Raw genomic sequence first — 20604 nt, 5'->3', positions numbered from 1 at the left:
CGGGATAGAAGGCCCTTGTCTTATTCATTATTGAACGACACGTCTTACATTACCGTTGAAATATTTTTTCCAATAAGGGTTGCTCATAGAATCGATAGATACACCATGCGATGTATTATCGTTCAGGAACGTTCCGTTGCCTAAGTAGATGCCGACGTGGCCGTTTGTTTTATACGTGTTGAAGAACACTAAGTCTCCGCGTTTCATATCAGACGCACTGACAGCTTTCCCTCTGTTAATTAAAGTATCTGTGCTTGTTCCGCTGACAGGTCCGAGGTTAACGCCTGCGTTAGCATAAGCCCAGCGTACGAATGAAGAGCAGTCAAAAATACGGTTGTCAATATCAGATTGAGTGCGTCCGCCGCCGAATTTGTACGGAGATTTACCCACAAGGCTTGATCCTACGCTGATGGCGCCTTCAATACCGCCAGAATTTGAAATAACAGATCCGCCGTCAGAATCATCTGAACCGCCGCTGTTATGAGATGATCCGCCTGAAGTGCTCTTGCTTGAGCTGTCAGATGAATCAGATGATGTTGAAACAGCCGCTTTTTTCACAGTTTTAACCGTCGATGCCGGCTGGCTGTCATCTTTTTGGTTTTGGTCTTCAGAAGCTTTTTGCGCTTCTTCCTGTTTTTTGATCAGGGCAGCCGCTGCAGCCTGCTCAGCTTTAATGCGCTTCTGTTCTTTTTCAGTGTCAGCTTTTTCGTTTGCAAGCTTTGATGCTTCTTTTTTCAGATCAGAGATAGCGGAAGCCGCTTTTTTCTGGCCGTTTTTCGCTTCGTCGAAAAGCTTGTCTTTCTGATCAAGCTGTTTGTTCAGGTCTTTTTGCATAGACTCGAGTTTCGCAAGATCATCTTGAACTTTTTTCAGCTTCACGTTAAGTTCAGCTTCTGCGTCTTCGAGTTTCGCTTTATCCTGCTCCTGCTGTTTGATCAGGTCTTTATCCGCATCAACGATAGAAGATACCGCAGTCGCACGGGAAATGAAGTCTCCGAAGCTTGTCGCCCCTAAAAGAACATCTATGTATCCTTGAGAACCGCCGTTTTCCTGTAAAGAACGAACGCGTTTTTTCAGGATTTCATTGCGTTTTTCAATACGCGCTTCTGTTTCTTTGATTTCTTTTTTCAAATCAGCGATCTGCTTTTTCGTTTTTTCGTTTTCAGCTTTTTTATCTTCGATTTTATTGCTTGTATCCAACGCTTTAGCGTTAATGTCTTTCAGTTCTTTTTCAATCTTAGCCTGCTTGTCCTGAAGCTTAGACAATTCTCTTTCCTTTGCTTCAAGGCTTGAAGCCACCTCAGATTGCTTGCTTTCAATTTTTGCTTTTTTGCTGTCTAATGTTTCCGCCGATGCAGTTTTTGTAAACGGGATCAAAAAACTGCTTGTCCCGATGACGGAAGCCAAACCAAGTGTTAATAAACTCTTTTTCACTTTTTCTTTCCTCCCTTTTACTTTAAACCTGTTCTCATTTGGAATTCTATTATGAACATCAAAGTTACGCTCCCTCACATACCCGTGAGGCTGATGATTTTTATGTATGAATCTTTAAATCTTTTAAATTGGTATAGATTATACAGCACATGTAAAATAAACTAATCTCTTATGTACGAGACTCATTATACCATCATGTTTCGACAATTTTTATTACAGTTATATTTCAATGTGATTGCAAATCTCATATTTTGCAAAATAAACGGTGATTACGGCCTGATTTCGATTCGAAAAGCAAAAAAATACGTATGAATACCTCTTTTTTCGGCGGTAAAGTTCTGTTTTGCCCCTTTCTGATAAAAAAAGAACCGACTCTTTATATAGAAAGAATCGGTTTTATTCTAAAATATCATCTATTTGTCTGATGTATTTCGAAAGTGTTGCCGGGGTTATACCGTAAACGGCGGCCGTTTCTTTTTTCGTCGTTTTTTCGCCGTTTGCTTCTTTCCATACATATGCGATGGCTGCGGCCCATGCCCGCTCATTCTGTACGGCAGCGGCGGCGCGGATGTGCTGAATGACGTGAAAAACCCAGCAGCTCATGACGTCAGTTTTTAAACTGTCGGCTTCCGCTTTCTCCAGAAGCTTGACCGTCCGATACGTGAACAGCGCATCACCGGAGACGCCTGAAACGCCTTTTTCACCGGAAAGCAGCAGTCTGACGAAATCTTGTTCAAACGGTGAAACGGCGCGTTTTGCCGTCAGAACTTTTTCAAGCTGGTTCCGCTCTCCTTCAGCGCTGCTGATATAATAGGCGGCAAGCCGCTGTTCAAGTGAAGCAGGCAGCGGTTCCTGCCGCTCCGCCCAAGGCGCGGGCCGGTCTGATTCGGGAAATTCGGCTTCGGCCTTTTTCCAAATGGTTTCCGCAAATTCTATGCGGCCTGTCCCGTAGGCTGAGGCGGCCAGCCAGTAATAAAACGTTTCGTCGCCTTCGAATCCGCTTTTGTAAAGAGAACGGAGCCATTTATAACCGAGATCATGTCTGCCGACAAGCGCAAGCGTCGCCCCCAGCTTATAGCGCTGTTCGAATAAAATCGGATACACATTGGCGAGTCTTCCGCTCAATTCTCCGACTTTTTCATCTTCCCTCTCGTAATAGCAGAATACAAGGAGGTTGCACAGGGCATGGAGATTGCCTTCATTTTTCTCAAGCACTTCGAATACCGTTTGTTTCGCTTTTGTGACATTGCCTGAGTAAAAGTAAGCGAGCGCCAGGTTGTTGTATGCAGACCAAAGCTCGGGGTAATCGGCCGTAATCTCTTCAAGCATGACAACCGCTTCATGAAGCTGGCCGCTCTCAAGAAGCGCTTTTGCCCGATCCTGCCTGATCAGCAGCTCATCCTGGTCATAGAGCGATTCGTTTTCACCCGCTTCGCCGAAATCCAAAAGCTCCATCAGATTTTCAATTTCTTCGCTGAATTCCCCGTCCGGATCGGCATCTGAATAAGCCGCTGCTTCTTTGTATGCTTCCTGAAAGAGCCCCAAATGCGCGAAATTATTCGCCTTAAAGTAATGACACTCGGGCATTTCTTCTTTCAGGTTCACCAAAATAAAGTCGAACAGCTCATTTGACTGCTGGTAGTGGCCCATTTCAGAATAAATGACGGCCAGCCGGGACAGCATTTCGGAATCATTCGGCTCGAGGTGGACGGCCCGCTGAATCAGTTTGCTGGCCCGCTTTAAATTCCGCTCTTTATATGCTTTTAAGCCTTTATGAAAAAAATATTGTCCATCCTGAAGCAGCTGGACAATTTGCGCTTGCTTTTTCTGTTCAGAAGTGTGTTTTCCCACAAATATCCTCCGTTTTATACGTATTACCGTCAGTAGTATACCATAAAACGGTTTCACCTCAATAGTTCAAAAGACAGGATCGACTTCGTTTTTTACTGGCTGGTTCGACCAGATTTTAGCTGTTTTTTTCACGAGGCTCGGCTGGAAGAATGACGCGGAAAAGGGTTCCTTCGCCCCGCTTGCTCTCAACCTCTATCGAACCGCCGTGCAGCTCTGCGATTTTTTGGGCGATGGACAGGCCGAGCCCGCTTCCTCCTTCGTTTCTCGCCTTGTCCGCTTTATAAAACCGTTCAAATACACGCTCCGCCTGTTCAGGCTCCATTCCGATTCCGTCGTCGGCGATTTCGACAGCCGCCGCTCCCGGCAGATCTGCAATTTTAACGGAAATGCGGCCGCCTTCACCGGTAAATTTTACGGCATTGTGAATCAGATTCATCCATACTTGGCTGAGCAGCGCTTCATCTCCGTACACATACGACTCCTGTAAATCAATGAGAAACTCAATCTGTTTGGCGGACCATTCAGGCTCACAGGTCAATATGGTGCGCCGCAGCTGTTTGTCAATGCGGAACGGTTTTTTTTGTATCGGTTCGGTTTGGCGTTCGAGCGCAGTGAGCTTCAGCAGATTTTCACTGATTTTTGATAATCGTTCTGTTTCTGTTTCGATGATGTGTAAGTAGCGCCCCCGCTCCTCATATGATAAATCCGGTTTTTTCAGAAGATGCGCGTAGCCCTTTAATGAAGTGAGCGGGGTTTGGATTTCATGGGAAACGTTCGAAATAAATTCTTGTTTCAGTTTTTCCATTTCACTCAGTTCCGCGGCGAGTGTCGACAGTTCATCAGCCAATTTCGTCACGGGATGGTTCCGCTCAATCTTCTCCATTTTCCGGGAAGCGGCCGCTGTGAAGTTGCCGCTCGACATTTGCTTGATCGTGGCGGTCAGCGAATCCCAGATCGCATGATGCCTTTCACGTGCTGACTTTGAAAAAATAAACATTGTTACGAACAGCAGGCCGAAAACAAGCCAAAGCGTCAGAATCTGCTCGGCGTACGGCACAAGCAAAATCGGCCATATGAGACCGAATCCCTGAACAATCAGGTGAGCCGCCAGCCATAAGAATGCGGTGACGGTGAGAAGGATGATGATTTTTCCAGCCGTTCTGAAGATCCGTTTCATCCTGTCACCACAAACCGATACCCGAGCCCCCGCACCGTATGGATGGCAAACGGATAGTCTTTTTCCGGAAACCGTTCTCTCAGCCTTTTAATATGCACATCAACGGTACGCTCGTCACCTTCATAATCAAAGCCCCAAATATCTTCTATTAATTGTTCTCTTGAAAACGTCTTATTCGGATAACCGGCGAGCTTAAATAAAAGCTCAAATTCCCGCCGGGGCAATGTCAATCCCGCTCCGCCGCCGCGCGTTACAGTGCGGGATTGCTTATCTAATGTGACCGTTCCGATGGTCAGCAGTTTTTCAGCGGTGATCCGGTACCGTTTCAGCAATGCTTTGACCCTTGCTTCCAGCTCAAGCGGCTCAAACGGTTTGACGAGATAATCATCCGCTCCGGAAGTAAAACCTTGAACTTTGTCCAGCGTTTCGCCTTTTGCCGTCAGCATCAAAATCGGAATGTCCGTAAAGCTGCGGACGGCTTCACTGACTTCAAACCCGTCCATTTTCGGCATCATCACATCCAGTATGATGAGATCTATAGGTGCTGATTCGATCAGCCGCACCGCCGCTTCCCCGTCTTCCGCTTCTGCGACGTCAAAACCGCTCTGCTCCATCATAAGGCGGACAAGCTCACGGATATGGCGGTCATCATCCGCAACCAATATGACAGCCATGAAAATCCCTCCTTCTGCTTTTTTCTTTTCATGAATCGACATGATGTCTATAAAACGAATTTTTTCATTGTCTCCTGTACCGGCATACACGCTTATGGCTTGGTTCTTCACCGACCGTACACCCGTATGAACAGGACTCCGGCTGCAAAATAAAAAGCAGCTTTTTCAGCTGCTTTTTATTCATAAAGTCTTGCTTTACACAGCTTTGTTTTCTAAGTCGGCATTCAGCTTCAGCTGCTGCTCCGCAAAATCGCGGTACAGCGAATGGGATGCCATTAATTCATGGTGTGTGCCCCGTCCGGTGATTTCACCCTGTTCGACAAAGAGAAGCTGATCTGCATCCACAACCGTGGATAAACGGTGGGCGATCACAATCGTGGTGCGGCCTTTCATTAAGACTTCGAGCGCCTGCTGCACCCATTTTTCAGATTGACTGTCCAGACTTGATGTCGCTTCATCAAGCATCAGAATGCTCGGGTTGCGAAGGAGCGCTCTGGCAATGGCGATGCGCTGGCGCTGTCCGCCTGACAGCATAATTCCCCGCTCACCGACCTCTGTTTCAAATTTCTTCGGTAAGTCTTCAATAAATTGCAGGGCGTAGGCCATGTCAGCCGCTTGCCTCAGTTCCTCATCAGTCACCTCGCGTTTTAATCCGTAGCAGATATTCTCGCGGATGGTGCCTGACATTAACGGGCTTTCTTGCGACACGTAGCCGATATGCTCCCGCCATGACTCAAGGGAATACGCATCAATCGGTTCATTTCCGAGCAGGATGCTGCCCGCAGTCGGATTGTAGAATCGTTCAAGCAGCTTAAATAACGTTGTTTTTCCGCCGCCGCTCGGTCCGACGATCGCGGTGACTTTGCCGGCCTCAATCGTAGCCGTAATGTCTTTTAAGATGGTTTGATCTGTTTTGTAGCCGAATGAGACTTGTTCAAGCCTAATCGGCTGATCCGCGTTTTCAATGGCTTTTCCGGTTTGGATATCTTCTTCTTTTTCTGCAAGAATATGAATCATCCGTTCCGTTGCGCCGACGGATTTTTGAAGCTGTGTGAAAAATGAAGTGATCTGGCCCATCGGCATAATGATCTGAAACAAATACAGGATAAAGGCAACGAGTGCGCCGGCTGTCAGTTCACCGGATGACACCTGCATCCCGCCGTACCCGATGACAGCGACCAGCGCCGCCATTAATACAAGTGTAATAAGGGGGCCTACGAGCGACTGCACCTTCGCTTCACGCAGCCCGAGTTTAAAGAGCGCCATGATGCCTGCTTTTCCGCGTCCGTACTCCGCTTCTTCAGCGTTTGACGCTTTTACAAGCCTGATTTCCGGGAGGATGTGGTTTAATAATCCGGTGAATCTCGCCGTTTCATCCTGTGTTTCCCGAGAAATTTTAAACATTTTCCGGCCGATCGGCACTAAAATCACCGCAGCCAGCGGCACGACGATCAGCACGAGCAATGTGAGCTTCCAGTTCATGAAAAATAAGATCGTCAGTGACCCGATAACGGAAATGATTCCGGTAATAAATCCGCTGATATTGTTTGTGATCAGCTCTTTTACCACCATTGTGTCATTGGTGACACGGCTGATCGTTTCTCCCGTGGCGTTTTTGTCAAAATAAGAGACGGGCAGTTTAATTAATTTCTGCCACAACAAATCACGCAGTCCCGAGATGATTTTCTGGCCGCTGTAGTTCAGGGCGTAGGTGGCGTAGGCGCTTAATGCGGCCTGTACGATAAACACGGCTGCGATGATTCCGATTTGCACGCCTGACAGCGACGACATGGAAAAGCCGTCAACGAGCTGCTTTGTCAACAGCGGAATCAGCAGGCTGACGAGCGTTGTCACAATACTGAGAGACAGCGCGAAGGCCAGCATACCGTATGATGGTTTTGTTTTTTTGACTAATGAAAAGAATGAGCTGAATTTCCCTTTAGGTTTTGGTTGTTTATTCGGCATATGTTTTCCTCCTATATCACTGTTTATACTATAACGGATGTGCATGAACGGAATATGAACAAAACGTATATTTTTGATAAAAACCAAAATAAACTCTATTAGTCAATATTATCAAATTCATCTGCCTCCGGTTGCGGAAATAAGGAATATTTAATTGAATGTTTAAGTTTGACAGATTAAAAACCTCACGGATCTCTCCGTGAGGTTTGTTTTACTCAGATGCTGAATGGCGTTTCGCAAGGACGTCAAGCACATCGTCCAAAGGAAGCGACTGCTCACGCAGAAGAACGAGCAAATGATACAGCAAATCCGCCGCTTCCCATTTTAATTCTTCATGGTCCCGGTTTTTCGCGGCGATAATAACCTCTGCGGCTTCTTCGCCGACTTTTTTGAGGATTTTATCGACGCCTTCCCGAAACAGATACGTTGTGTAGGCTCCGTCAGGCATCTCCGCCTGCCGTTTGGCGATTACGCTTTCCAGTTCATTTAAGATGCCGAAACGATCCTGCGCATCCGCTTTTTCTGGAGAAAAGCAGCTGTAGCTTCCCTTATGGCATGCGGGTCCTGAAGGCTCCGCAAGCACGACAAGAGCATCTTGATCGCAATCATAGCGGATGGCTTTCACCTTTTGGGTATTCCCCGACGTCGCTCCTTTATGCCACAGCTCCCCGCGTGAACGGCTGTAAAACCAGGTTTCATTCGTTTCTATCGTTTTTTCGTAGGATTCACGATTCATATAAGCCAGTGTCAGTACTTCTTTGCTTGCCGCATCCTGCACGATGGCGGGAATCAGTCCGGCCTCGTCAAACCGCAGTTCATCTGCCCGTTTCATCTCACATTCACCCCGTGTTTCTTCATATAATCTTTCACTTCTTTTATAGATGTCTCTTTGTAATGGAAAATGGAAGCTGCAAGCGCGGCGTCCGCTTCACCGATCGTGAAGGCTTCAAGCATATGGCGCGCGCTGCCGGCTCCCCCTGACGCAATGACAGGCACCGGGACGGCACGTGTGACAAGCTGTGTGAGCGTATGATTAAAGCCTGTTTTCTCACCGTCTGCGTCCATGCTTGTCAGCAGGATTTCACCCGCTCCCCGGCTGACGGCTTCTTTTGCCCAGGCCGTGACTTCCCACTCGGTTTTCTTTCTGCCGCCGTGCGTGTACACTTTATAGCAATCCGAATCTTCATCATACTTTGCGTCAATCGCCGCTACGATGCATTGCGAGCCGAAAAAATCTGCTCCTTCCGTAATCAGCTCGGGGCGGAGGACGGCCGCTGTATTAACGGATACCTTGTCAGCGCCGGCGCGCAGCATTCGTTTCATATCGCTTAATTGATTGATTCCGCCGCCGACCGTAAACGGAATCGCCAGTTTTGCCGCAACCTGTTCTACGACGTCTGTCATCGTCTTGCGGCCTTCGTGAGAGGCGGAAATGTCGAGAAAAACAAGTTCGTCAGCGCCCTCTCTGTCGTAAGCTTCGGCCAGCTCGACAGGATCGCCCGCATCTTTCAGCCCGAGAAATTGAATGCCTTTGACGACGCGGCCTTCTTTCACATCGAGACACGGAATGATTCGTTTCGTGATCATGCGTCCTTCACCCCGCTGAGCGCTTCGGCCAATGTAAATTGTTTTGTATACAGCGCTTTTCCGATAATCGCTCCCGATACGCCGGCGTCTTTGAAGCGGGCCAGTGCTTTGAGGTCGGCGACTGAGCTGACTCCGCCTGAAGCGATGACGGTTTTTCCCGTTGCTTTTGCGAGCTGAACGGTGCTTTCGATGTTCGGTCCTGACAGCATGCCGTCAGTTGCAATATCCGTGAAAATGAAGGTTTCCGCTCCTTCGGCCGCCAATTCACGGCCCAGATCGGCCGCCCTTACCGAGGATGTTTCCAGCCAGCCTTCCGTCGAGACATATCCGTTCCTTGCATCAAGACCGATCGCGATTTTGCCGCCGTATTGTTTCAGCATGCTCTTCACAAATGCCGGATCGGAAACGGCCGAGCTGCCGAGAATAACGCGGTCAACACCTTGTGATAAATAACCGTATACATCCGCTTCAGAACGGATCCCGCCGCCGATCTCGACTTTGACATCAAGCTGCCGCGCAATGTCAAGAACATGCCTGTCGTTTACTTTCCTGCCTGCTTTCGCGCCGTCAAGGTCCACGAGATGAATCCATTCGGCGCCTTCTTGTGCAAATTGCGCCGCCATGTCTAAAGGAGAGTCACCGTATATCGTTTCCTTGCCGTAATCGCCTTGAATGAGGCGGACGCATTTGCCGTTTCTCATATCGATTGCCGGATATAATGTAAAAGCGTTCATTTCTTCACCTTCTGTTCCGCTGCCATTTTTGTAAATTGCGTTAAGATCGCCATTCCGGCCGTACCGCTTTTTTCCGGGTGAAACTGTGCACCGAAGACATTGCGTTTCCCGACGACCGCCGGAACACGAACGCCGTACTCAGCGCTTGCCAGAAGATCGCCGTCTTCCATCCCGTCTATATAATAGGAATGGACAAAGTAAACGAAGCCTTCTTCCGCTTCTGAAAGCAAAGGAGACGTTTGGTGAAACGTCAGCCGGTTCCAGCCCATATGCGGCACCTTCAGCCTGTTTCCTTCGGCATCTCTGTCTTTGAGTCTCACAGCTTTTCCGGCTAATAAACCAAGTCCTTTTGCAGAGCCGTTTTCGGTGCTTTCTTCGAAAATGAGCTGCATGCCGAGGCAGATGCCGAGGAGCAGCTTACCCTCGTCAACCATACGGTGTATGAATTGATCAAGCTTCGTGCTGCGTAAATTGTCCATGGCGTCACTGAATGATCCGACACCGGGGAGAATAAAAGCATCCGCTTTTTCAAGCTCTTCCGGCCGGTCTGATACGACATACGGGACGCCGACGCGTTCCAGCGCCTTCGACACGCTGAATAAATTGCCCATACCGTAATCAATTACACCGATCATTTACAGCATTCCTTTCGTAGACGGCACACCCTTGACGCGCGGATCAATGGATGACGCTTCGTCCAGCGCTCTGCCAAGCGCCTTAAACACGGCTTCTATCATATGATGCGTATTCGTGCCGTAATGAACGATGACGTGCAGATTCATTCTCGCTTCCAGCGCCAGTTTCCATAAGAATTCATGTACCAGCTCGGTATCAAACGTTCCGACTTTCGCTTGCGGAAATGCACCGCGCATCTCAAGGTGCGGCCGGTTGCTCAGGTCTACGGCGACTTGGGCGAGCGCTTCGTCCATCGGTACTAGCGCTGATCCGTACCGTTTGATGCCTTTTTTATCACCGAGCGCCTCTAAAAAAGCCTGCCCTAAGCAGATGCCGATATCTTCAGTCGTATGGTGATCATCTATCTCCGTATCGCCTTTTGCGTCAACAGTTAAATTGAATTGCCCGTGCTTTGTGAACAAATCAAGCATATGAGTCATAAACGGCACATCCGTGCTGATGTCGGCTTTTCCTTCTCCGTCTATTTCGAAAGCCAGCTTAATATCGGTCTCATTTGTTGTTCTGGCGCGTTCCGCTTTTCTCATCGGTCATTCCTCCGTTTCTCGCTTCAATCGATCTTGCGTGCGCTTCAAGCCCTTCCAGTCTCGCGAAGGCGGAAATGCTGTCCGCGTGCGTTTCAAATGCCTTCCGGCTGTATGAGATGATGCTCGATTTCTTTTGAAAATCTGTTACATTCAACGGGCTTGAAAACCGCGCCGTTCCGTTTGTCGGCAAAACGTGATTCGGTCCGGCAAAATAATCGCCGACCGGTTCAGCGCTGTATCGCCCTAAGAAAATCGCCCCCGCGTGTCTGATGCTTCCAAGCAAAGCCTCCGGCGAATGCGTCATGATTTCTAAATGCTCGGGTGCCAGCGCATTCACCGTGTCCACTGCATCTTCCATCGATTCCGTAATATAAATGCGGCCGTGATCCTTGATCGACGCTTCGGCGATTTCTTTGCGCGGCAGCGTCTGAAGCTGTTTATTCACCTCATCTGATACGGCTTCGGCAAGCTTCCGTGAGTCGGTGACAAGCACGCTTGAGCTGAGCGTATCGTGTTCTGCCTGTGAAAGCAGGTCAGCGGCTACTTCTTTGGGCACCGCCGTATCGTCTGCCAGGACCACGATTTCACTGGGCCCGGCAATCATGTCAATATCCACAACGCCGAAGACTTCGCGCTTCGCGAGTGCTACAAATATATTGCCGGGGCCCGTGATCTTATCAACAGGCTGTATCGTTTCGGTTCCGTAAGCGAGCGCGGCAATCGCCTGTGCGCCTCCCGCTTTGTAAATTTCCTTTATGCCGAGCTCAGACGCCGCCGTCAGAACGCCCGGTGAAAGGCGGCCGTCTTTTCCCGGAGGACTGACGAGAACGATCCGCTCCACTCCCGCAGCGAGAGCGGGGATGACATTCATTAAAACGGAAGACGGATAAGCGGCCGTCCCGCCCGGCACGTATACGCCCGCGGAATCGAGCGCCGTTATTTTCTGCCCGAGCATCGAGCCGTCTTTGCGATGGTAAAACCACGAGGATTGCAGCTGACGTTCGTGATATTCTTTAATATTGGCAATCGCCTTTCTGATCACTTCCAGCAGCTGATCATCAAGCAGACGGTACGCCTCGGTGACTTCCTCTGCACTCACGGCCATTTGGTTCAGGCTGATGCCGTCAAATGTTTTTGTATAGGCCAAAACGGCTTTGTCACCGTTTTGTCTGACGTCTTCAATAATCCCCCTGACGGTTTTCCGCTGCTCTTCGGTTCCGCTGTCGATGGAACGCTTCAGTGAGAACCGCTCGCTTCTTTTTACTGCGGTTATTTTCATTGTGCTGTTTCTCCTTCCACGACCCTGGCCAGCCTGGCCGCCATTTCGTCGATTACATCATCCTTCATACGGTAGCTGACCGGATTGACGATAAAACGCGATGTGATGTCACAAATATGTTCTGATTCAACGAGACCGTTTTCTTTTAATGTCCGCCCGGTTGATACGATATCTACGATTCTGTCAGCAAGCCCGATTAAAGGCGCCAATTCAATCGAACCGTTCAGCTTAATGATTTCCACCTGCTCGCCCTGCTCTCTGAAATAACTTGACGCAACATTCGGATATTTCGTCGCAATCCTCGGGGCGACTCCGTTCCAATCCGCTCCGGGAAGCCCCGCAACGGCGAGATGGCATTTGTTGATTTTCAGATCGAGCACCTCATACACGTCACGCTCTTCCTCAAGCATGACATCCTTTCCGGCAATACCGGCATCAGCGACGCCATGCTCGACATAAGTCGTCACATCCATCGGCTTTGCCAGAATAAAGCGGAGATTTTCTTCAGGAACGTCAATGATCAGCTTTCTCGATTCTTCAAACTCCTCGGGCAGCCTGTACCCGGCCTGCCGCAGCAACCCGGCCGCTTCTTCGAATATCCGTCCTTTTGGCATTGCCATTGTGAGTACCTTACCCATTCTGCTCTTCCTTTCTGGCACCGATAAAGTATGTGACGTTTGCGAATGATTTTGTCATATGATCGATATTTTCAATACCCGCCAGATCCTGCAGGACGACTTTTCTGCCTCTCGCCCTTTCTTCCTCCGCGAATAAAATGGCCTGCGCCCGCTGCTCCTTGCTGAAAATCACGGCGTCCGCTTCACTAGTTTCTTCCTGGATGCCGAGCGCTTCAATCAGCCTGTCGATACGGAGCCCGAAACCCGTGGCGGGAGCGGGACTGCCGAAATGGCCGAGAAGATTGTTATAGCGTCCGCCGCTTCCGATGACAAAACCGACATTTGCCGCATACACTTCGAATAAAATTCCCGTGTAATAACTCATATGGCTTACCATATTCAGATCAAGGCGAATATGCTCGGCACATCCGTAATCCTCAAGAATGTCCCACAGGTCTTCCAGCTCCTGAATCAAGCTTTGTCCGGAGATGCCGATGATCTCCTCCGCTTTGGCGCATATCTCTTTCCCGCCTCGCAATTCCAGAAGTGCGAGCAGCCGGCTTTTGTCTATTGAAGAAAGCGGAAGCGATTTGACATGTTCCCTGTATCCCACGTAATTCTTCTCAAAGAGAAAGCGCCGCAGAACATCCGCCCGCTCAGCATTGCCCAGAACCTCGACAAACAGCTCATCAGCGAGTCCGGCATGGCCGATCGCGATTTTAAACCGGTGCAATCCCGCGTTTTTCAAAGCGCCGGCCGCCAGCGCAATCACCTCGGCGTCCGCGCTTGTTGATCCGTCGCCGATCAGCTCCGCGCCGACCTGTTCGAATTCGGCCGGACGTCCGCCTTCCCGCTCCTGAGCGCGATAGACGCTTGCCGCGTACCCCGCTCTGAGCGGATGATTGTGTTTGTGCAGCTTAGACGCCGCCACCCTGGCAATCGGTCCGGTCATATCAGGCCGAAGCACAAGCGTTTTCCCGTCCTGATCGAGAAGCTTAAACAGCTGCTGTTCTTCAATGGCTGACTGGACGCCTACTGTTTCATAAAATTCAAGGGTCGGCGTCTCCATAAACTGATAACCCCATTTATCAATTAAATCCGTCAGTGTCGAACGGACTTTTTTCTTGGCTTCGTATAAACCGGGCAGCGTATCTCTCATGCCATGCGGTTTCTCAAACATAAACATTTGCCTTTTACACCTCCGCTTTGTCTGAAGGAAAATTCCGAATCCTTTAGTTCGCTAATATGATAATATGTTAGCAGATAAAAGAATGAATTGCAACGCCCAATGTCCGCCTATTCTTTTCCATAAACATGGCTAAAGAATGAACAAACCTGTAAACATATCGGAACGATCGAATCATATTGAGCAGAAGTGCTATAATACATAGAATAGCTTCAACAGAAACAAGGGAGAAGAATTGATAATGAAGACGCTTGGAACATTATGTGTGCTGATTCTGACAGCCGTCCTTGTCTATCTGGGATATAACATCTATACAAACGATATTCATTTGAATTTTTTCAATCAGCAGTCCGACGAGCCTGATGAGAAAACACCGTTAAAAGGGAGCGCGTCACCGCTGAATGTCGTTCTGTACAGACAGATGGATTCTCCCAGACTGTACAATGGCTGTGAGGTGACAAGCCTTGCCATGATTTTGAACAATGCCGGATATCATGTGTCAAAAAATACATTGGCGGATAAAATCAATAAAGTTCCGCTCACATACAGCAGCGGGCTGAAGGGAGATCCGAATGAAGGATTTGCCGGAGATATGGAAAACGGCCCGGGTTTAGGCGTTTATCATGAGCCGATTGATAAACTTGCCAAAGAATATGCGGGAAACAAAGTATACGATCTGACGGGAAAAGACATTTCTTCAGTGTACCGCCAGCTTGAAAAAGGGCGGCCGGTCTGGGTGATTACCACCACATCCTTTAAGCCGGTTGATAATATGCAGACTTGGAATACGCCGAACGGAAAGATCGACATTACGTTCAGCATGCATAGCGTAGCCGTCACCGGTTATGATCACGATTATGTATACGTCAATGATCCTTACGGCTATAAAAACAGAAAAACAGATCGGTCTGACTTTGAAAAAGCCTGGAAGCAGATGGGCAGCCAGGCCATTGTGATCAAGTCATAAAAAAACCCCGCTGACGTTAATCAGCGGGGTTTTCCCATTCGTTCTTTCATTTCTTCGTCCGTATAGATCACCTGCATCGGATTTCCTCCGACAAACGCCCCGGCCGGGACATCTTTGTGCACCAGCGTGCCGGCTGATACAACGGCTCCGCTCCCGATGGTGACGCCGGGCAGAATCGTTGTGTTTGCCCCGATCATTACCTCGTCACCGATTGTGACAAAACCGGTCCGGTACTCATGTATTAAATATTCATGAGCCAAAATCGTCGTATTGTAGCCGATGATACTGTTTTTTCCGACAGTGATTTTTTCGGGAAACATGATATCCGGCATCACCATCAGCGCGAATGACGTCTGTTTTCCGACATTCATTTTCAAAAAGGTTCGGTACAGCCAGTTTTTCACGCTTAAAAACGGCGTATACCTTGCGATCTGAATGATGATGAAATTTTTCATCACCTTCAGAAAGGGAACCGTCTGATAAACATGCCACAATGAATTTGCACCTGAAACCGGATGGCGGTCTGTTTTTCTCACGGATTACTTCACTCCGGTGATGTGCAATAAATCACTCATTTTCTCGAGCATATAATCGGGTTCATAGGCGGAAAGCGTCTGTGCGCCTTTAATCGTCCACGCGACGCCGGCTGTTTTCGTGCCGGCGTTTTTTCCCGCCATGACATCGTGATAATTGTCACCGACCATTATGGCTTCCGACGGATCGCACCCAAGCCGGCTGAGAGCAAGCCGCACAGGCTCGGGGTCAGGCTTCGGATGCTTTACATCATCAAGCGTGACGACAGTATCGAAAAACGCCCCGATGCCTGTCAGCTTCAATCCCATATTGACTGTATCCCTCAGCTTCGTGGTGACAATCCCGAGCTGATATCCCGCTTTTTTCAATTCATCCAGCGTTTCATAAACCGTTTCGTACTCCGTGACGAGCTCATCGTGCTTTTCATGGTTGAATGCTCTGTACATGCTGATCATCTCATCGCACTTTTCAGCATTAATGCCTGAAAACGTTTCATACAGAGGCGGGCCGATAAACGGAAGCACATCTTCCCTTTTGAACTGCCCCGGGCAATAATGATCAAGCGTATGAAGATAAGAAGCGATAATCAGTTCATTCGTGTCAATCAGCGTGCCGTCGAGATCAAATAAAATGGCGGTTACACGTTTATCAGTCATCTTATGTCCTTTCCGATTTCAGGCGTCAGTCCGTGTCGGCATACCGCTTATCGGCATACCCCTTCATGCGTCTGAAAATCATTAAAATAATCGCAAGTACAATCAGCACAATGGAAATGACCTGCGCGATCCGAAGCTGGCTCGTAAGCATCAGGCTGTCCGTCCGCATTCCCTCAATAAAGTATCTGCCGATCGAATACCAGATCACATACGTCAAAAATAGATTGCCCCTGCGCAGGTTCACGCGGCGGAGCAGAAGCAGAATCACGACGCCCGCAAAACTCCACAGCGATTCATACAAAAACGTCGGGTGATAATATTGTCCGTCTATGTACATCTGATTAATGATGAAATCCGGAAGATGCAGACTTTCCAAAAATGACCGGCTGACCGCTTCACCGTGAGCCTCTTGGTTGATAAAGTTTCCCCAGCGCCCGATGGCCTGGCCGAGCAGAATACTCGGCGCGGCAATATCCGCCAGCTTCCAGAATGAGATGCCTCTTACTTTTGAAAAGACGATTCCCGTCGCGATCGCGCCGATTAATCCGCCGTGAATCGCGATGCCGCCTTTCCAAATTTTAATGATTTCCCCGGGGTGTTCCGAGTAATAGCTCCACTCGAAAAGCACATAATATGCCCTTGCGCAAATGATTGCGATCGGGATGGCGAAAAGAACAAGATCAATAAAAATGTCCTTTTTCAGCCCCCGCTTTTCACTCTCCCTCATGGCCATCCAAAGCCCTAATAACGCGCCCGCGCCGATAATGATTCCGTACCAGTGCACGGATAATGGCCCGAGCTGAAAGGCAATCGGATTGATTGGTGTTCCTGCTTCGTTCATATCATTGCCAACTCCTATTCGTCTTGTTCGCCGTCCTCAATGACATCCGCCAGCTTATTCGTAAATTGCTCGGCAGCATTTAAGCCCATCCGCTTCAATCTGAAGTTCATCGCCGCAACTTCGATAATAACGGCGAGATTCCGCCCCGGGCGGACAGGAATGGTCAGTTTTGTAATTTCCGTATCAATGATTTTCATTTTTTCTTCTTCAAGTCCGAGACGGTCGTATTGTTTCCCTTGCTCCCAAAGCTCAAGGTCCATGACGATTGTAATTCTTTTATTGCTTCTGACGGCGCCCGCTCCGAACAGCGTCATGACATTTATAATGCCGAGCCCCCTGATTTCGAGCAGATGCTCAATCAGATCAGGCGCGTTCCCGACAAGGGTATCCTGATCCTCCTGCCGGATTTCAACGCAGTCATCCGCGACAAGACGATGGCCTCGTTTGACAAGCTCCAGCGCCGTTTCACTTTTACCGACGCCGCTTTTTCCCGTAATGAGCACGCCGACGCCGTATATATCCACAAGCACGCCGTGAATGGCCGTTGTCGGCGCGAGACGGCTCTCAAGAAAATTCGTCAGCCTGCTTGACAGCCTGGTTGTTTTCAGAGGGGATCTGAGCACAGGCACGCCGTTTTGCTCGGAAGCTTCTACAAGCTCCGGCGGGATCGGCATATCTCTGGAAAGTATGATAGCCGGCGTCACATCGGTGCACAGCGATTTCATCCGCTGTTTCTTATCTTCCTCGGGAAGCTGATCGAAAAATGACAGCTCCGTTTTTCCTAAAAGCTGCACCCGTTCTCTCGGGTAATATGTAAAATAACCGGCGATTTCAATACCGGGCCGTGATAAATCACTCATCGTAATCGGGCGGTTAATCCCTTCTTCTCCGCTGATCAATTCTAAATGGAACTGCTCCATTACGTCTTTGGTCCGAACCTTTGCCAAGATATGTTCCTCCTGTTCTGGGATGTTCCGAGCTTTGAACAGTTATATTTTATCACTTTACCGTCTGAACCAAAACAGATTTATACAATTCCGGCATAACTGGTCTAGATAACTAGTCTGAAAAAGAGTAAAATAAAACTAACAACTAACCAGAAAGGCGTGTTTTAAAGTGGCTGAAAGCTTGTTAATCAGCGGTGCGGACATCGTAACAGAAGAAGAAATCATCCGAAACGGATTTCTTGGTATAAAGAACGGCATCATTTCTTACGCGGGGAAAACAAGACCGCAAGAAACGTATGAGAAGGAATGGAAGGCGCCCGAGGGTTCATATGCGCTTCCCGGAATGATTGATATTCATATTCACGGCGGATACGGCGCGGATACGATGGATGCTGATGTTGCAGCTCTTGATACAATGTCCGCCCGGCTGCCCGAAGAAGGAACAACCTCTTTTCTAGCGACAACGATCACACAACGGCACGAAAACATTGAAAAAGCGCTCGTCAACGCCAAAGAATGGACGTCTTCCTCACCGCAGGCCCAAAAAGGCGCTGAGTTGATCGGCATTCATTTAGAAGGACCGTTTGTCTCTCCGAAAAAGGCGGGAGCACAGCCGAAACAATGGATTACTCCTGCTGATGCCGGGCTCTTTCAGAAATGGGAGCGGCTCTCGGGAGGGCTGATCAAAATCGTGACGCTTGCGCCGGAAGAAGATCCTGATTTCAGCCTGATCCGTTATTTAAAAGACCAAAACATCATCCCTTCAATGGGACACACAGACGCGGGAGCCGAGCTTTTACAAAAAGCGGCGGATGCCGGGGCGGTGCATATGACGCACCTCTTCAACGCCATGAGCTCCTTTCATCATCGTGAGCCGGGGGGCATCGGTACGGCTCTCGCCTGCGGCCGCATCACGGCGGAGCTGATCACCGACGGCATTCATTCCCATCCTTTGGCTGTAAAGCTTGCCTATTTGGCGAAAGGAAGCAAAAACCTGATCATGATTACAGACTCCATGCGGGCAAAAGGGCTTAAGGACGGAGAATACGAATTCGGCGGACAAAAAGTCACCGTTCGCGGGGACACGGCGCTTCTCTCTGACGGGACGCTGGCCGGTTCCATTTTAAAAATGAATGAAGGCGCGGCGCTCATGCGCAGGTTTACAAACTGCTCATGGCTGGATATAGCAAATATGACATCGGCAAATGCGGCCCGCCGCCTCGGAATATTCGACCGTAAAGGAAGCATCGCCGAAGGAAAAGACGCCGACGTTGTTCTGACGGACGGACAGTGCGGCGTGCTGGCCACGATTTGCCGCGGAAACACCGCATATATCTCAAGGGAGGCTGATTGGACATGAACGTTATCACATGCAGACATTATGAAGAATTAAGTGAAAAAGCCGCATCGATTATCGCTGAAACAGTGAAACAAAAGCCGGATGCCGTTCTCGGCCTTGCGACGGGAGGCACTCCTGAAGGCGTATATAAAGAACTTGTGCGGATGCACCGCTCAGAAGGCTTGTCATTCCGAAATGTCACGACGATCAACCTTGATGAATACGCCGGGCTTTCTCCTGAGGACAAAAACAGCTATCATTATTATATGAATACACATTTTTTTGCACATATCGACAGCCGAAAGGACCGCCACTTTCTCCCTGACGGACGGGCAGACGATCTTGATGCCGAATGCGGACGATATGACCGATTGATTCAAACACTCGGCGGAGCGGATATACAGCTTTTAGGCATCGGACACAACGGCCATATCGGCTTTAATGAACCCGGGACGCCATTTGAATCCCGAACCCATGTCGTTGAGCTGAATGAAGAGACAAGACAGGCGAATGCGCGGTACTTTCCGTCAATTGATCAAGTCCCTGTAAAAGCCCTGACAATGGGGATCGGGACGATTTTGTCCGGCAAACGGATTTTGATCATGGCATCCGGAAAAAGCAAGGCCCAAGCGGTGAAGCAGCTTCTGGACGGGCGCATCAGCGAAGCATTCCCCGCCTCCGCCCTGCACGCGCATCCGGATGTGACGGTCTTGATTGATGAAAAGGCTGCGGGCGGCGATTGAAAGGATTTGACCTATGCAGATTGATAAACAATCTCCGATTCCGATTTACTTTCAGATTATGGAACAATTAAAAACACAAATCAAAAACGGCGAGCTGAAAGCGGATGCGCTGCTTCCGTCGGAGCGGGAATACGCCGAACAATTCGGCATCAGCCGAATGACGGTCCGCCAGGCGCTTTCCAATCTGGTGAATGAAGGATTTTTATACAGGCAGAAAGGCCGGGGAACGTTCGTCAGCAAACTGAAGATGGAACAGCCGCTTCAAGGGCTGACAAGCTTTACGGAAGATATGAGAAGCCGGGGCATGAAGCCGGGGAGCAGACTTGCCGAATACCAGCTGATTCAGGCGACGGAAGAATTATCTTCTATCCTGGGATGCGGCTATCCGGCAACGCTTCATAAAATCATCCGCGTCCGGCTGGCAAATGATATCCCGATGGCGATTGAGGCCTCGTACATCCCGTTTGACAAGGCGGGAAAACTGGACGCCTCCCATTTTCAATCATCCATGTATGAGCATATTGAAGCGTACAATCAGATGCCGATCTCACGGGCAAAACAAGAGCTTGAACCGGGAGCCGCTTCCGAGGAAGAAGCTGAGCTGCTCGGTATCCAGCCCGGCGCCCCCGTCCTCTATATCAAGCGGACCACTTATCTGCAGGACGGCACTGCCTTTGAGCACGTCAAATCCGCCTACAGAGGCGACCGCTACACATTCGTGCACTATATGGACAGGGTGAAATGAAACATCTCCAACCGTTACGGGTTGGAGATGTTTTTTTGATCTGCCATTTTCAAATCAAGCCGGGGAATATTCTCTATGACTCTGTCAAAACGGAGAGGCTGGGGTTCT

Annotated in this window: 21 protein-coding genes; 4 read left to right on the top strand and 17 right to left on the bottom strand. The window is 49.2% G+C overall.

Features of this window, described 5'->3' with window-relative positions; genetic code table 11:
- Window positions 1–27: 27 nt before the first annotated feature.
- From cwlO to NQS30_RS01570, 13 genes are all read right to left on the bottom strand, one after another.
- A complete protein-coding gene (gene cwlO / locus NQS30_RS01630; RefSeq protein WP_015240666.1) occupies window positions 28–1434 on the bottom strand; it encodes a peptidoglycan DL-endopeptidase CwlO in 1407 nt (468 codons plus the stop codon).
- Window positions 1435–1830: 396 nt separating this feature from the next.
- Window positions 1831–3285 carry a tetratricopeptide repeat protein gene (locus NQS30_RS01625; RefSeq protein ID WP_218791390.1) on the bottom strand — a complete coding sequence of 485 codons (1455 nt, stop codon included), beginning with the start codon at window positions 3283–3285 and terminating at the stop codon, window positions 1831–1833.
- 115 nt (window positions 3286–3400) lie between these two features.
- Window positions 3401–4462, bottom strand: a complete 1062-nt coding sequence (locus NQS30_RS01620) for a sensor histidine kinase (RefSeq protein ID WP_007614006.1) — start codon at window positions 4460–4462, stop codon at window positions 3401–3403.
- On the bottom strand, window positions 4459–5136 hold the full coding sequence (locus tag NQS30_RS01615; RefSeq protein ID WP_012118540.1) for a response regulator transcription factor: 678 nt from the start codon (window positions 5134–5136) through the stop codon (window positions 4459–4461). Before NQS30_RS01615 ends, NQS30_RS01620 begins: the two co-directional genes overlap by 4 nt.
- 195 nt (window positions 5137–5331) lie before the next feature.
- Window positions 5332–7101 (bottom strand): ABC transporter ATP-binding protein, encoded by a 1770-nt coding sequence (locus NQS30_RS01610; protein WP_015240668.1) that lies wholly within the window; start codon window positions 7099–7101, stop codon window positions 5332–5334.
- 211 nt (window positions 7102–7312) lie between these two features.
- Entirely contained in the window at window positions 7313–7933 is a 621-nt protein-coding gene (gene hisIE, locus NQS30_RS01605; protein WP_015240669.1) for a bifunctional phosphoribosyl-AMP cyclohydrolase/phosphoribosyl-ATP diphosphatase HisIE, read from the bottom strand.
- Window positions 7930–8688, bottom strand: a complete 759-nt coding sequence (gene hisF / locus NQS30_RS01600) for an imidazole glycerol phosphate synthase subunit HisF (protein ID WP_007407430.1) — start codon at window positions 8686–8688, stop codon at window positions 7930–7932. Before hisF ends, hisIE begins: the two co-directional genes overlap by 4 nt.
- Window positions 8685–9422 carry a 1-(5-phosphoribosyl)-5-[(5-phosphoribosylamino)methylideneamino]imidazole-4-carboxamide isomerase gene (gene hisA / locus NQS30_RS01595; RefSeq protein ID WP_007407431.1) on the bottom strand — a complete coding sequence of 246 codons (738 nt, stop codon included), beginning with the start codon at window positions 9420–9422 and terminating at the stop codon, window positions 8685–8687. Before hisA ends, hisF begins: the two co-directional genes overlap by 4 nt.
- A complete protein-coding gene (gene hisH, locus NQS30_RS01590) occupies window positions 9419–10057 on the bottom strand; it encodes an imidazole glycerol phosphate synthase subunit HisH (RefSeq protein ID WP_015240670.1) in 639 nt (212 codons plus the stop codon). The genes hisA and hisH overlap by 4 nt, the downstream gene beginning before the upstream one ends.
- Complete coding sequence (hisB, locus tag NQS30_RS01585; protein WP_015240671.1) at window positions 10058–10642, bottom strand: imidazoleglycerol-phosphate dehydratase HisB; 585 nt, start codon at window positions 10640–10642, stop codon at window positions 10058–10060.
- Window positions 10608–11921: a histidinol dehydrogenase gene (hisD, locus tag NQS30_RS01580; protein WP_015240672.1), complete on the bottom strand. Its 1314-nt coding sequence runs from the start codon at window positions 11919–11921 to the stop codon at window positions 10608–10610. Before hisD ends, hisB begins: the two co-directional genes overlap by 35 nt.
- The gene (gene hisG / locus NQS30_RS01575) at window positions 11918–12559 is read right to left on the bottom strand and encodes an ATP phosphoribosyltransferase (RefSeq protein ID WP_218791391.1); all 642 of its coding nucleotides are present in this window, start codon (window positions 12557–12559) and stop codon (window positions 11918–11920) included. Before hisG ends, hisD begins: the two co-directional genes overlap by 4 nt.
- Entirely contained in the window at window positions 12552–13724 is a 1173-nt protein-coding gene (locus NQS30_RS01570; protein ID WP_007407436.1) for an ATP phosphoribosyltransferase regulatory subunit, read from the bottom strand. The genes hisG and NQS30_RS01570 overlap by 8 nt, the downstream gene beginning before the upstream one ends.
- A 241-nt stretch (window positions 13725–13965) precedes the next feature.
- Here NQS30_RS01570 and NQS30_RS01565 point away from each other — a divergent pair, with 241 nt between their 5' ends.
- Window positions 13966–14691 carry a C39 family peptidase gene (locus NQS30_RS01565; protein WP_150941447.1) on the top strand — a complete coding sequence of 242 codons (726 nt, stop codon included), beginning with the start codon at window positions 13966–13968 and terminating at the stop codon, window positions 14689–14691.
- A gap of 20 nt (window positions 14692–14711) precedes the next feature.
- Here NQS30_RS01565 and NQS30_RS01560 read toward each other — a convergent pair whose 3' ends face one another.
- The 4 genes from NQS30_RS01560 to hprK are packed head-to-tail and all read right to left on the bottom strand — an operon-like array spanning window position 14712 to window position 17669.
- Complete coding sequence (locus NQS30_RS01560) at window positions 14712–15227, bottom strand: acyltransferase (RefSeq protein ID WP_012118549.1); 516 nt, start codon at window positions 15225–15227, stop codon at window positions 14712–14714.
- Window positions 15228–15230: 3 nt separating this feature from the next.
- A complete protein-coding gene (gene ppaX / locus NQS30_RS01555) occupies window positions 15231–15881 on the bottom strand; it encodes a pyrophosphatase PpaX (RefSeq protein WP_012118550.1) in 651 nt (216 codons plus the stop codon).
- Window positions 15882–15906: 25 nt separating this feature from the next.
- Window positions 15907–16722: a prolipoprotein diacylglyceryl transferase gene (lgt, locus tag NQS30_RS01550; RefSeq protein ID WP_012118551.1), complete on the bottom strand. Its 816-nt coding sequence runs from the start codon at window positions 16720–16722 to the stop codon at window positions 15907–15909.
- A 14-nt stretch (window positions 16723–16736) separates the two neighbouring features.
- Entirely contained in the window at window positions 16737–17669 is a 933-nt protein-coding gene (gene hprK / locus NQS30_RS01545) for an HPr(Ser) kinase/phosphatase (protein ID WP_003151456.1), read from the bottom strand.
- A 169-nt stretch (window positions 17670–17838) separates the two neighbouring features.
- Here hprK and nagA point away from each other — a divergent pair, with 169 nt between their 5' ends.
- From nagA to NQS30_RS01530, 3 genes are read left to right on the top strand one after another with little or no spacing between them, the layout of a single operon-like run.
- Window positions 17839–19029: an N-acetylglucosamine-6-phosphate deacetylase gene (gene nagA / locus NQS30_RS01540; RefSeq protein ID WP_082998330.1), complete on the top strand. Its 1191-nt coding sequence runs from the start codon at window positions 17839–17841 to the stop codon at window positions 19027–19029.
- Window positions 19026–19751: a glucosamine-6-phosphate deaminase gene (gene nagB, locus NQS30_RS01535; RefSeq protein WP_012118553.1), complete on the top strand. Its 726-nt coding sequence runs from the start codon at window positions 19026–19028 to the stop codon at window positions 19749–19751. Before nagA ends, nagB begins: the two co-directional genes overlap by 4 nt.
- A gap of 13 nt (window positions 19752–19764) precedes the next feature.
- Window positions 19765–20496 (top strand): GntR family transcriptional regulator, encoded by a 732-nt coding sequence (locus NQS30_RS01530; RefSeq protein WP_012118554.1) that lies wholly within the window; start codon window positions 19765–19767, stop codon window positions 20494–20496.
- The last annotated feature ends 108 nt before the right edge of the window (window positions 20497–20604 follow it).

The organism is Bacillus sp. B1(2022) (assembly GCF_040259625.1).
Taxonomy (GTDB): domain Bacteria; phylum Bacillota; class Bacilli; order Bacillales; family Bacillaceae; genus Bacillus; species Bacillus velezensis.
Note: the sequence above shows the minus strand (reverse complement) of the source record. Positions and strands in the feature narration are given on the sequence as shown.